The organism is Facilibium subflavum (genome assembly GCF_003574485.1).
Classification (GTDB): Bacteria; Pseudomonadota; Gammaproteobacteria; order Francisellales; family Francisellaceae; genus Facilibium; species Facilibium subflavum.
Genome location: NZ_QLIT01000004.1, coordinates 1 through 13,249 on the forward strand (window position 1 = coordinate 1; position 13,249 = coordinate 13,249).

14 protein-coding genes are annotated in these 13,249 nt (G+C 39.0%); 11 read left to right on the forward strand and 3 right to left on the reverse strand.

The features are described 5' to 3' along the window. The coding region (locus DNK84_RS00825) for a hypothetical protein (protein ID WP_208123223.1) at positions 1-181 on the reverse strand (181 nt) is incomplete at its 3' end. Between the two features lie 485 nt (positions 182-666). Between DNK84_RS00825 and rplM the strand changes: the two genes are divergently transcribed. The 10 genes from rplM to DNK84_RS00875 all read left to right on the forward strand — a co-directional run bounded on the left by rplM (position 667) and on the right by DNK84_RS00875 (position 11,089). Beyond that, a complete protein-coding gene (gene rplM / locus DNK84_RS00830) occupies positions 667-1,095 on the forward strand; it encodes a 50S ribosomal protein L13 (protein WP_119342683.1) in 429 nt (142 codons plus the stop codon). A 15-nt stretch (positions 1,096-1,110) separates the two neighbouring features. After that, the gene (gene rpsI, locus DNK84_RS00835; RefSeq protein WP_119342684.1) at positions 1,111-1,503 is read left to right on the forward strand and encodes a 30S ribosomal protein S9; all 393 of its coding nucleotides are present in this window, start codon (positions 1,111-1,113) and stop codon (positions 1,501-1,503) included. A gap of 185 nt (positions 1,504-1,688) precedes the next feature. Beyond that, positions 1,689-2,294: a glutathione S-transferase N-terminal domain-containing protein gene (locus DNK84_RS00840; protein ID WP_119342685.1), complete on the forward strand. Its 606-nt coding sequence runs from the start codon at positions 1,689-1,691 to the stop codon at positions 2,292-2,294. 16 nt (positions 2,295-2,310) lie between these two features. Continuing rightward, positions 2,311-2,721 (forward strand): ClpXP protease specificity-enhancing factor SspB, encoded by a 411-nt coding sequence (locus DNK84_RS00845; protein ID WP_119342686.1) that lies wholly within the window; start codon positions 2,311-2,313, stop codon positions 2,719-2,721. A 195-nt stretch (positions 2,722-2,916) separates the two neighbouring features. After that, a complete protein-coding gene (gene metK / locus DNK84_RS00850) occupies positions 2,917-4,071 on the forward strand; it encodes a methionine adenosyltransferase (protein ID WP_119342687.1) in 1,155 nt (384 codons plus the stop codon). Positions 4,072-4,255: 184 nt separating this feature from the next. Then, positions 4,256-5,464, forward strand: a complete 1,209-nt coding sequence (locus DNK84_RS00855; RefSeq protein ID WP_119342688.1) for a Bcr/CflA family efflux MFS transporter — start codon at positions 4,256-4,258, stop codon at positions 5,462-5,464. A 170-nt stretch (positions 5,465-5,634) separates the two neighbouring features. Then, positions 5,635-5,853: a FeoA domain-containing protein gene (locus DNK84_RS00860; protein WP_119342689.1), complete on the forward strand. Its 219-nt coding sequence runs from the start codon at positions 5,635-5,637 to the stop codon at positions 5,851-5,853. Continuing rightward, positions 5,850-8,147, forward strand: coding sequence for a Fe(2+) transporter permease subunit FeoB (gene feoB / locus DNK84_RS00865; protein WP_119342690.1), 2,298 nt, complete (start codon positions 5,850-5,852; stop codon positions 8,145-8,147). Before DNK84_RS00860 ends, feoB begins: the two co-directional genes overlap by 4 nt. Before the next feature lie 176 nt (positions 8,148-8,323). Further along, positions 8,324-10,099, forward strand: a complete 1,776-nt coding sequence (aspS, locus tag DNK84_RS00870) for an aspartate--tRNA ligase (RefSeq protein WP_119342691.1) — start codon at positions 8,324-8,326, stop codon at positions 10,097-10,099. A 72-nt stretch (positions 10,100-10,171) separates the two neighbouring features. Continuing rightward, positions 10,172-11,089, forward strand: coding sequence for a S49 family peptidase (locus tag DNK84_RS00875; RefSeq protein WP_119342692.1), 918 nt, complete (start codon positions 10,172-10,174; stop codon positions 11,087-11,089). 186 nt (positions 11,090-11,275) lie between these two features. Here DNK84_RS00875 and DNK84_RS00880 read toward each other — a convergent pair whose 3' ends face one another. Further along, entirely contained in the window at positions 11,276-11,560 is a 285-nt protein-coding gene (locus DNK84_RS00880) for a helix-turn-helix domain-containing protein (RefSeq protein ID WP_119342693.1), read from the reverse strand. A gap of 309 nt (positions 11,561-11,869) precedes the next feature. Between DNK84_RS00880 and DNK84_RS00885 the strand changes: the two genes are divergently transcribed. After that, entirely contained in the window at positions 11,870-12,235 is a 366-nt protein-coding gene (locus DNK84_RS00885; protein WP_119342694.1) for a hypothetical protein, read from the forward strand. A 25-nt stretch (positions 12,236-12,260) separates the two neighbouring features. Here the strand turns inward: DNK84_RS00885 and rph are convergent, their stop codons facing one another. Beyond that, positions 12,261-12,998: a ribonuclease PH gene (gene rph / locus DNK84_RS00890; protein ID WP_119342695.1), complete on the reverse strand. Its 738-nt coding sequence runs from the start codon at positions 12,996-12,998 to the stop codon at positions 12,261-12,263. Positions 12,999-13,249: the final 251 nt, after the last annotated feature.

The window sequence follows — 13,249 nt, forward strand, 5'->3', positions numbered from 1 at the left end:
CCGTTTCTACGTTAGCGCCTGCGAATTGATTTTTAATATAAGAAATCAAACTGGCTGGATCAGCTTGCATGGTATCCTTTTTGACGATCTCTCCTTCACAAATACTTACACATGCGTACGTTTTTTTATGAACGTCAATACCCATATAAACAACCTTTCCTGTATAATCGTATTTCCTCATGAGGATTCTCCTTCTAAAGTTTAAGCTCCTTTAGTTTACTCGGATAATTTCTCTGGGGCTAATTCATCAATACAACATAGCAACTCGCTCGCTTGGCGGGGATCCACGTGATGATCATTGGACACTCAAGGCAGTTATGGCCAAAACCAAAAGCTATCTTTTAGGTTTTCTGCAATTGGATCAGCCTTTGCATACGGCCCCAACCGTTATTGCTAAGAAACAACTATTGCGTGGACAGCCGCCAAGCGGCTGTGACGGATGAGGTGATATACAAAAATAGCAAAGTGCGTAACTTCAGTTAAAGATCAGCATCCACTCATTGTTTTATTGTAAATAATGCAATTCGGCGCAAAGTTAATCACCAATTACCCCTTTCTTTTTTATTCATCTTCTGTTAGCATATGCACGCTTAAATTTGTCAGCTTAAACGCTGAAAGATTTTGCAGAAACTGAGTAGTTAACAACGAAAACTTAAGGTAACAAAGATGAAAACGTTTAATGCAAAACCTGATCAAGTCAAAAGAGAATGGCTTTTGATCGATGCAAAAGACAAAACACTTGGCCGTCTTGCAACAGAAATTGCCAGACGCCTGCGTGGAAAACATAAAGCAGAATATACACCACATGTCGACACAGGTGATTATGTGGTTGTAATCAATGCAGAAAAAGTTGCAGTGACTGGTAATAAAAGAAAAGATAAAATTTATTATCACCATACCGGCTATATTGGCGGTATCAAATCAACTTCATTTGAAAAGTTGATCGCCAGCCATCCAGAGCGTGCGATTGAAAAAGCAGTTAAAGGCATGTTGCCAAGAAATCCGCTTGGTCGCGCCATGTACAAAAAGTTAAAAGTGTACAGTGGTGAACAACATCCACATACCGCACAACAGCCGCAAGTTTTAGAAATTTAATAGGATGGTTTAGATATGACACAAACATACAATTACGGAACCGGTCGTCGTAAAAGCTCAGTTGCCCGCGTCTTCATGAAAAAAGGAACTGGCAGTATCAACGTTAATGGCCTGGCTTTAGATGAATACTTCAGCCGTAAAACAGCTTCTATGGTCGTAAAACAACCACTTGACCTTATTGATGCGCTTGATAAGTTTGATTTTAAAATCACAGTAAAAGGCGGTGGGACCACTGGTCAGTCAGGTGCAATCCGTTTAGGTATTGCGCGTGCTTTAATTGACTTTGATGAAACACTTAAGCCAGCGCTTCGTCAAGCAGGCTTTGTTACGCGCGACTCTCGTAAAGTTGAACGTAAGAAAGTTGGCCTTAGAAAAGCACGTAGAAGACGTCAGTTCTCTAAACGTTAAGATACACCTTTATGTGCAGATACTGCATTATGTGAAAATGCATCTGCAAGGTATTCTAAAAGCGCATCTGCATTGCAGTGCGCTTTTTTGTTAATATCACAACAAAACCATAATCAAAAGCTGTAAAATGCTTTATGAGTGGTATATAATGACCCAATCATTTTAATAGAGGATTGCGCACACACATGTCTGCTCAAAATAAACGCTCAACAATGACTTTATACACAAGTGGCAATGACCCTTTCTGTCATCGTATTAAAATCATCTTAGCAGAAAAAGATATTACTGCAGATATTATTGATATTGAACAAGAAGACAAGATAGAAGAGTTATACGAACTTAACCCTTATGGGAAAGTGCCAACCTTGATGACAAAAGATCTTATCGTTTATGAAGCGGATATTATCTTTGAATACCTTGAAGAACGCTTTCCTTACCCACCTTTATTATCAGTATTCCCGCTAGAGCGTGCCCAGGCACGCATGCTTGGCAAAAAAATTGATGATGAATGGCTGCCATTACTGATCAAAACACTTAATAGTAATAGTGAAGATGAAAAACAAGCAAGTAAAATTGCACTTTTAAAAATACTGTTTGAACTTATTCCAATACTGAAGAAACAGCCTTACCTGTTAGGTGATGATTTTACGATATTAGACTGCTCAATGGCCGTTATTTTATATAATTTGCCTAAGTTAGATATTAAATTACCAGAAAAAGCCATGCCATTAATTAACTATGCAAAGCGCCTGTTTAACCGCCCATCATTCAGAAAAAGTATAAAGATGTAAAAAGGAGTTCTCTAAAATGGCTATGTTACGCGCATATCTTGTTGAAGCAACCTATGACTGGCTAGTCGATCATGGTTTCACCCCTTATATGCTTATTGATACCGAATATGAAAACGTTATCGTACCAGAAGGTTATATTGATGAGGATGGCAAAATTTTACTAAACCTCTCCCCTGATGCCATTAGTGACTTTCATTGTGATAATGAAAAAGTAACTTTTCATGCCACTTTTGATGGTGATGTTATGTCTATTAATATCCCGATAGAAAGTATTCTGGAGCTTTACTCTGGCGAAACAGAACAAGGCCTTTATGCACGCGAATTTGGCTATGGCATTAATGTCAATGAGGGCGAAAGTGATGATGATGTAAATCCACCTAGCAACAAATCTGCCTCAAAGGGCAAAGGCGGCCTTCGCCTGGTATAGGAATTACCTAACTTTCTTCATTATATTTGACTTTGTGCCACATTTAATATTAATATGGCGCTTAACTGAAAATGTCGCTGATTTAACAACAACTTGCGGGCGACAAAAAATAAAACCGCTAAAGCGTTTCTATATAAATCAATCTTCTTATAGAAGCCTTTTAGCTTGTTAAACACAACATAAAAAGGTACAAACATGTCCAATACATTTTTATTTACCTCTGAATCCGTTTCTGAAGGGCACCCTGATAAGATTGCTGATCAGATTTCTGATGCAATTTTAGATGCGATATTAATACAGGATAAACATGCACGTGTTGCCTGTGAAACCCTGGTTAAAACAGGAATGGCACTGGTTGCCGGAGAAGTCACGACTTCAGCTTGGGTTGATATTGAAGATATCGTGCGCAAAGTCGTGATCGATATTGGTTATGATAAAGATGATCTAGGTTTTGATGGAAACTGTTGCGCTGTTATCAATGCCATTGGCAAACAATCACCTGAAATTGCCCAAGGCGTTGATCGACAAAAGCCAATTGATCAAGGCGCAGGTGACCAAGGCTTAATGTTTGGATTTGCCACAAATGAAACATCTGATCTTATGCCTGCGGCTATTCACTATGCACACAAGTTAATGCAGCGACAAGCTTTTTTACGTAAAAACAAGACTCTCTCCTGGCTTCGTCCTGATGCCAAGGCGCAAGTAACTTTGCGCTATGTTGATGGCAAACCTTCTGCTGTTGACACGGTTGTATTATCAACCCAGCATGCTCCAAATATCGCTCAGGATGTGATTAAAGAAGCCGTTATTGAAGAAATTATACGCCCTGTTTTACCTGCTGAATGGCTCTCAGATAGCACAAAGTATTTTGTCAACCCAACAGGTAAATTTGTTATCGGCGGCCCTGTTGGAGATTGTGGTTTAACAGGACGCAAGATTATTGTTGATACCTATGGTGGTGCGGCACATCATGGTGGCGGTGCTTTTTCAGGAAAGGATCCATCAAAAGTTGATCGCTCAGCCGCCTATATGGGCAGATACATTGCCAAAAACATCGTTGCAGCAGGACTTGCAGATAAATGTGAAATTCAAATATCCTACGCCATTGGTGTGGCTGAACCCACATCAATCATGATCAATACCTTTGGATCTGGTAAAGTCGATGACAACACCATCAAAGAATTAATTGTCAAACACTTTGACCTTCGCCCTTATGCGATTACACACCACTTGAATCTTTTAAGGCCTATTTATCAAAAAACAGCCGCCTATGGTCATTTTGGGCGTCAAGAAGATGAGTTTAGCTGGGAGAAAACAGATAAAGCAGATTTATTAGCACAAGCGCTATAAATTTTTCATCCTCGCCACACAAATCTCTTTTTACCTTTTTATATGTGCAATTACCCCCTTAAGTTAAACCTTCACAAAAACTGAAAAACACCTAACCAGAAAGGCTATTAAATGCTTCTTGGGTAATGTATAATTAAAAACATGAACAGCCGTTCAAATTTAAACAGTACATTAAAGGGGGCTCATGCTAACACTCAAGGTATCAAAACCGGCCAAAGTAATTTTTATTATCATCATATTATTCACATCGATGTTAGGTATTTTTATATCCGATATTTATGTTCCCTCTTTGCCCAGCATTACTCATGAGTTTCATACCAACCCTTCAGTTTTAGCTTTTAGCGTGACTTTTTACTTTATCATATTCGCTTTTGCACAGCTTATCTATGGACCATTATCTGAGCGTTATGGGCGACGTGTTATTTTTTTATCTGGCCTTGCGATCAGCATTATTGGCACATTGATTACACTTCTTAGCACAAGTTTCACTGAATTGATGATTGGCCGCGCACTTGAGGCCATAGGCATGGCTGCTCCCATGTCTTTAGGCCGTGTGATTCTTCGGGATGTAATTCCTGATAAAAAAGACTATGCACGCTTTATGTCATTTCTTGGTATTGGCACACTTTTAGCACCTGTCTTAGCGCCCATAATCGGTGCTATTTTAGCACATTTATATCATTGGCGTGCTGATTTTATTTTTATTCTCATCCTAAGTATTAGTTGCTATGTATTAGCACAGTTTTTTCTTGTTGAAACCTTGCTTACACCGAAAAAAAGACTTTCTGCAAAGCTTTCTGTAAAAACCTATCTGTGGGTGATCAAAAACAAGCATTTTATTAAACACATGTTAATATCAAGCTTAATGATGTCTACAATTATTTCTTATTTTTCGCTGAGTGCTTTTTTATTCCAGGTGCACTTTGGATTAAACCCATTAGACTATGCTGCTATTTTTGCAATCGGTGAGGCATTTATCATGCTTGGTATGTTTGCCAATGGCATTGCTTTAAAATACATTGCGATTGAAACCGCCCAAAAAATTGCCGTTGGTCTGTTCTTGTTCTCAAGTATTATTCTACTTATTCAAGCGCTGTTTTTTAGTCATAACCTCACGCTTATCATGATAGCCATTATTATCTTTAATTTATCAGCAGGCATTATTTTCCCAACCAGTAGCACACTGGCAATTGTGACCTTTAAAGCACGACTAGGCGCTGTTGGCGGCTTATATGGCTGTATTTCGATGTTAATTGCAGCACTCATCAGCGCTATTGTTGTCATCATACCAATATCAGCAAATATACTTTTAGCCTTTTTATTACTGGCTTGTGCGACTATTGCAAGTCTTTTAACACTACTTATCCCTGAAAGCGCGTTAACTGATCACTAAAATTGATTTACATCAAATTTATAGCTATTAAATGCGAACGCTTATCATTATAATTGACTTGAATTAAATATTTCATTACAATCCTTTTGTCTATAAAACAGACCCCTATTTAGCACATGAGCTATTTTACTGGTGGTTAGCGTTTGTAACTTACATAATTTGGAGCAAAAATGCTTAAAACGAAAACATCTTATCGAATTACTGGGTTTTCAACAGACTGTCCACGCAATTATATGCAAAAACTACTATCCCTTGGGTTTATTCCAGGGGTTGATTTTTACATTGCTAAAAAGGCACTTTTTGGGAACCCATACCATATTTTTATTAAGAATTTCGCCGTTTCTTTGCGTAGCGCTGAACTTCAATTTTTAAAAGTAGAAGCCTTATGAAGTATGCGATCATTGGTAATCCAAATTGTGGGAAAACAACTATTTTTAATGCACTGACTGGGCTTAGTCAAAAAGTCGGTAACTGGAGCGGGGTGACTGTTGATAAAAAAATCGGGTTTACCTATGCTCAAAACCAAAAAATTGAGATTACCGACTTACCTGGGATCTACAGCCTGACAGCTTCTGATCAATCCTCCCTGGATGAACAGATTGCAACACGCTATATCATTGAGACTAAACCCGATGCGGTTATCAATGTTATTGACGCATCCAATTTAGAACGTAATCTTTATTTAACTATGCAGCTAATTGAAATGAATATCCCTGTGATTTTAGCGGTAAACATGATCGATGTTGCCCAAAAAAAAGGGATTATTATTCACTATAATAAGCTTGCTCAAACTCTAGGATGTCCTGTTATCCCTGTTATTGGACGTAAAAAAGTTGGTATCGATCAGCTAAAAAATGCGCTAGTTTCTCCTATAAACCCTTCTACCTTTAATCTTAAAAAGCATTATGATAAAGCAACAATAGCGCTTTCAGCTAAAATTGAACATCTTTGTCTACCCTATCCAAGTTTGTGGCTGGCAACACGATTAATTGAAGATGATTACAGCTTACCCTTATTACTTGATGAAAAAACCTATCAGCAGTTACTGTCACTTAAAGATCAATTTATCACCCATAAAGATGCGGAAATCCAGCTGTCAACACAGCGCTATCAAGCACTTGAAGCTGTCATTCAACAAAGCTGTGACAATCAAAAAGTCACAAGACACAAAACCACTGAAATCATTGACAGCATATGCATGCACAAATACCTGGGTATCCCTGTTTTTTTATTTATCATGTATTTGATGTTTGAGTTTACCATCACCATTGGTGGTGCACTGCAGCCGTTGTTTGATAATACATCAAGCCTATTTTTTATTGATGGAATCACACACTTAGGTGTCTATTTAGGTTTGCCATTATGGTTGACTGCTATTATCGGTCAAGGTATTGGTTTAGGACTTAATACCGTGTTGACCTTTGTACCACAGATTGGTTGTATGTTCTTATTCTTATCTTTCCTGGAAGATTCAGGTTATATGGCGCGTGCTGCTTATGTGATGGATCGATTCATGCAGGCCATAGGTTTACCTGGCAAGGCATTTGTTCCACTGATTGTCGGGTTTGGCTGCAATGTGCCGGCAATTATGGCTGCTCGCACATTAGAAACCCGACGTGATCGATTAATGACGATTATGATGGCACCTTTCATGTCATGCGGTGCGCGGTTAGCTATTTTTGCTGTCTTTGCATCTGCCTTTTTCCCGCAAAGCGGCGCCCTGGTTGTATTTGGTCTATATTTAATTGGAATATTAGGCGCAATCATCACAGGCTATGTTATTAAGTTCACTATTTTAAAAGGCCAAAGTGCACCTTTTGTAATGGAGCTCCCTGTCTATCACATGCCAAACTTCAAGACCATTGTTTTACATAGCTGGAGTCGTTTAAAACGCTTTGTTTTCAGAGCAGGTAAAGTAATCATTCCCATTTGTGTATTAGTGGGTACCTTAAATAGCATTCAAGTAGATGGCAAGGTTGTCGCCGGTGGCTCTCAACAATCTGTATTAGCACAGGTTGGCCGTTCAATCACACCTGTCCTTGAGCCCATGGGCATATCAAAGGATAATTGGCAAGCAACAGTTGGTTTGTTAACTGGAACTTTGGCAAAAGAAGTGGTCGTTGGCACACTTAACACGCTTTACACGCAACAAGAACCTGAAACTTTGCAACAGGTTGCAAAACAGCCATTTGATCTTTGGGGAGGGCTCAAAGGTGCTTGGGATGACACAATCAATGGCTTTACCAACATGAATATTACTGCTTTTCTAAACCCATTTGCCGCAGGAGAAGCCGACACAAGTATGAGTAAAACAGCAATGGGTGGCATGATTACTAGTTTTGGTTCTCTAGCGGCAGCCTTTGCTTATATGCTATTTGTTTTATTATATATTCCTTGCGCATCAACGATTGGCACGATGGCAAGAGAGGCCACGCGCGGCTGGGCAGCGATTTCTGTTCTTTGGAGCACCGCCATTGCTTATACCTCAGCAATTATTGTCTATCAGGCTACCTTAATTATATCTCATCCAACACAAGCGCTTTCATGGATTATTGGCTGTGTAATATTTATGGGTATTTTGGTTGCATTGATGAAGCATTTTGCACAACGCTTTCGCTTTGAGCTTAATCTTAATAATCATTGTACAAAAAACTGCGCTACTGCTAAAGGTGGCTGCCATTAGGTTTTTTACCTTTTACCCCTTATTGCCACCAATCATCTTAGCTTTATAAAAAAAGTGAAATTATCTGTTTAACTTTCCAACCAAAGCATTGTCAATAATAAGATATTTGTATATGCTGGTCAGGCAAAAAATTTATTACTTTACTCGTTAACTTTGAAAACAAATAGGTAAGAAGAATGCGTAGTCACTACAGCTCTGAAGTAAATGAAACATTGATTGATGAAATTGTTGATATATGTGGTTGGGTGCATCGTCGGCGTGACCATGGCGGTGTGATTTTTTTAGACATCCGAGACAGAACCGGCCTAGTTCAACTTGTTTTTGAACCTGAAAACAAAGAAGTCTTCAATATCGCTGATGGTGTACGCCATGAGTATGTTATTCAAGCAAAAGGCGTCGTCAAACCAAGGCCAAGCGGTCAGGAAAATCCAAATCTTGCCAGTGGAAAAATTGAAGTCATTGGTCAACAGCTTCAAATTATCAGTCAGGCAAAACCCATTCCCTTTCAGATCGATGAACATCAGCATGTTGGTGAAGATGTTCGTCTTAAATATCGTTATATCGATTTGCGACGTCCTGAAATTCAAAATCGGCTGATACAACGCGCTAAAATTACACAATTTGTTCGTCGCTTCTTAGATAGCGCTGGTTTCTTAGATATTGAAACGCCTTTTTTAACCAAGGCAACACCGGAAGGTGCCCGTGATTACTTGGTACCAAGCCGTAATCATAAGGGGCAATTTTATGCCTTACCACAATCACCACAGTTATTTAAACAGATACTAATGGTCTCTGGGTTTGATCGTTATTATCAAATCGTTAAATGCTTTCGTGATGAAGACCTGCGCGCTGATCGCCAACCTGAATTCACACAGATCGATATCGAAGCATCGTTTATGGATGAGACGCAAATCCAGCAAATGGTTGAAAGCATGATTAAAGGCTTGTTTAAAGAAACCATTAACGTTGAGCTTGATGAAAAATTCTCCACCCTAAGTTATGCTGAGGCCATGGAGAAGTATGGCTCTGATAAGCCAGATCTCCGCATTCCCTTATTCTTTGTCGATATAAAAGATATCATGAAAAATGAGGAATTTAAGGTTTTCTCTACACCGGCCAATGATGAAAAATCTCGAGTCATCGCCATGCGTTTGCCAATGGGCTGTGAAAAATTAACACGAAAAATGCTTGATGATTATACAAAATTTGTAGGAATATATGGCGCTCGAGGTCTTGCTTATATCAAAGTGAACGATATTTCAAAAGGTAAAGAAGGTTTGCAGTCCCCTATTATCAAAAACCTCTCACAAGAGGCATTAGATAAAACGATCGCGCTTAGTGGCGCGCAAAATGGTGATATTATCTTCTTTGGCGCGGGTAAATCGCATATCGTCAATGACTCCATGGGCGCGCTTCGCGTAAAAATTGGGGAAGATTTACAGCTTTATACAAAATCATGGGCACCACTTTGGGTGGTTGATTTCCCGATGTTTGAAGAAGCAGATGATCGCCTATACGCACTACATCATCCATTTACTTCACCAAAAACGAATGATCCTGTTAAATTATTATCAGCACCTGAGAAAATGCTATCGCGTGCTTATGACATGGTCATCAATGGTTATGAAGTAGGTGGCGGTTCTATTCGTATTCATGATCAGGCCATGCAATCAGCTGTTTTCTCCTTACTTGGTATTAGTGAACAAGAAGCCAAAGAAAAGTTTGGCTTCCTATTAGATGCCTTACAGCATGGTGCGCCTGTTCACGGTGGTATCGCATTTGGCCTTGATCGGCTTGTCATGCTGCTTACCAATACAACGAATATCCGTGATGTCATCGCCTTTCCAAAGACACAAACAGCAAGCTGTTTGATGACTGAAGCGCCTTCTGATGTTAACAAAGAACAGCTAGAAGAACTTGCGATCAAAATAGACATGGAATCAATCAGCTAAATAAAGCACGTGATTTTTCCTAAGATTTGTTCTACATTATTAACATATTTATAAAGAACGAGTTGAGGGATTATGTCTGAACATCTGGAACGCATTGCAAACGCCTATCTAAAAGAGCAACGACGCAGTCGACGCTGGCGCATTTTCTTCAGGTTATGCTGGCTTGTTATCGTTGTTTTTATTTTAGTCTCTATATTTAAGGATTACTCAGAAAAAGGTCCACTGCCAAAGTCTCACATTGCGCTTATTAAGCTTGATGGTGTTATTAGTGATGACGCTGTAGCCAACGCAAAACGAATCAATGAGAGTCTGGAAAACGCCTTTAAAAGTGCAGATACAAAAGCGGTTTTTCTGCAAATTAATAGTCCTGGTGGCTCCCCTGTTCAATCTGATGAAATCTATCAACAAATACGTTATTTAGAACAAAAACACCCTAAAATCCCAGTTTATGCAATTTGTACTGATGTATGTGCTTCAGGAGGTTACTATGTTGCCTCAGCCGCACAAAAAATCTATGCAAACAAGATGACAATAACCGGCTCAATTGGCGTACGTGCAGGCGGGTTTGGCTTTGTTGATTTAATGAAAAAAATTGGTGTTGAACGCCGCTTATACACAGCAGGTAAAGATAAAGGTTTCTTGGATCCATTTGAGCCACAAAGCGCATCTCAAGTCAGTGAAATGGAAAAAATGCTATCTCAAACACATGAGGTATTTATTGATGCCGTTAAAGCTGGCCGTGGCGATCGTCTTGATAAGCGAGCCGAAGACAAGCTTTTCTCCGGCATGCCTTTTTCAGGCATCCAGGCTAAACGCTATGGTTTAATCGATGATTTTGGCTCTGTTACCAGCGTTGCACGTGAACAATTCAAAGGCTTGCCAATTATTGATTACACCCAGCCTTTATCACTTACAGATAGAATTAGTAAAGCCTTTGGTAATGAAATCATCTATCAAGCTGCTTCATTAGCGCATGTCAAACTACAGTAATCATGCACGATATATCACATAAGCTTATGTGCTACATTTATAAAAAAGTAGTCACTTACCTGGTGAGTTTTGTAGATAGTTATTGTCAATATTCCAATTAGTCATGAAAACTTTAAATGAACTGGACATAAAAAAAGCCATAAAATGGCTTTAAAAGTTCAAGATTTTAGTCGTATTAGAATCTAATTATAACATACCATAATGTGCAAGTTTTTTACGAAAAGTACCACGGTTAATGCCCAGAATTTTAGCGGCGCGACTTTGATTTCCGCCTGTATATTCCATTGTCGCTTCGATCAAAGGAAGCTCTACTTCAGCCATGACCAGTTCATAAACATTCTCTGGCTTTGTACCCTGTGCAACCATGTTTTTATAGTAGGTTGCAATAACTTCTTTGATATGATCACGTAATGGTAGCGACTGATCTGCATCAGTTATTGGTGCATTATTATAGTGCATCGTAGCTGGCATTGTTTATTCCTCTCTATTTATTATAAAACTTTCATTATTTTAAATGCGCTTAGAACACACTCCCGCTTGAAGCAATTATGCGTTTCACCTTTTCAACGGCGCCTTAGTTGTGTATTATAAAGTCAGGTTGTTCCAAAATCAAGCACAATCATCATATTGATAATGCAATTATAAACTCAGTTACAAGTAAATAAGGTAAGGGCTAACATTTCAAACACAAACCATGCTATAATCAAGATTATCTTAAAGCGGTGTAACAACACAATGCACCAAATACTATTTAAAAACCAAATGAAAAGACGATAACATATGAGTGACACACCAATTCGCAAAAAATTATCTTTAAAGAAGAAAAGGTCAACGAATAATCACAGCACAATTACACCACAAACGACCAACAACTATACAACATCAAACAACCGCCCCACACAAATCAAACGTGAAAAGCGCAAAGTAGTTGGCCATACTAATACGGCATTAGACCACCTTATCCAAAACGATAAAAATTTAGCCGCTTTACACAAAGAACGCCAATCGATCTGTAACCAAATTGACATGTTAGAAAAACGATTGGTTTTTTGTGCAAGTGAAGCATTACAGCAGTTCTGCAATGAACTTAAAAAAAGGGATATTGAAATACTTTGCCGCATTAATCAGCAGCTTTTAAGACTCTAGGCATGATGGTCAATAGTACTATTAACTAAGCTAAATCAGCCGCGCTTGTCTCATAACGCGTTTTAGAAATAATCTCTTGAATTCCCTTTCTTGCCAAACAAAGCATTTGCTGGAACTGCTCGTCAGTAAAAGGCGCCTGCTCGGCAGTACCTTGGATCTCAACGATCCCGCCTTTGTCTGTCATGACAATATTCATATCCGTCTGAGCCGTTGAATCCTCTTCATAGTCAAGATCCAATACGGCTTTATCATTATAAATTCCCGCAGATATCGCCGCCACATGAGATATGATAGGCTGACACTCAGAAGCCAACAGCCCTTTTTTATGCATATAATTAATGGCATCTCCAACCGCAAGGCTTGCACCGGTAATCGCAGCTGTTCTTGTTCCACCATCAGCCTGAATTACATCACAATCAACTTTAATTGTGTACCCAGGAATTTTTGTTAAATCAACCACTGCACGTAATGCTCGCCCAATCAGTCGCTGAATCTCTTGTGTGCGTCCTGATTGCTTCCCTCTTGCAGCCTCTCGATCAACACGTGTATGCGTTGATCTAGGCAACATGCCATATTCTGCCGTTAACCAGCCTTGATTGGCATCTTTTAAAAAACGTGGAACTTCTTTCATGACAGAGGCTGTACATAAAACTTTGGTTTGACCAAAACTAATCAATACAGATCCTTCAGCATATTTTGTGAAGTTTCTGATCACCTGTATCTTACGCATCTCATCAAAAGCGCGGTGACTTGGACGTGTCATAACTCTCCTTTTTATTTTTATCTAAAAAAAACTTGCACCAGTATAGCTTCTTCATTTAAAAATTGCAGTGAAAATGAATGCTTTTATCCAAATTTGCCATCCGTGCTTGGCAAGCGTAGCTGTTACTAGAAGCACACATTGATCACGCCTAATAAAGCATTTTAAAGTTTTTTCGTGTAGGATATTTCACAAAGTTATATGCAAGCTGTATTCAAAATGGAAATTTTACAAACGAAGAACCTGGACCTCCG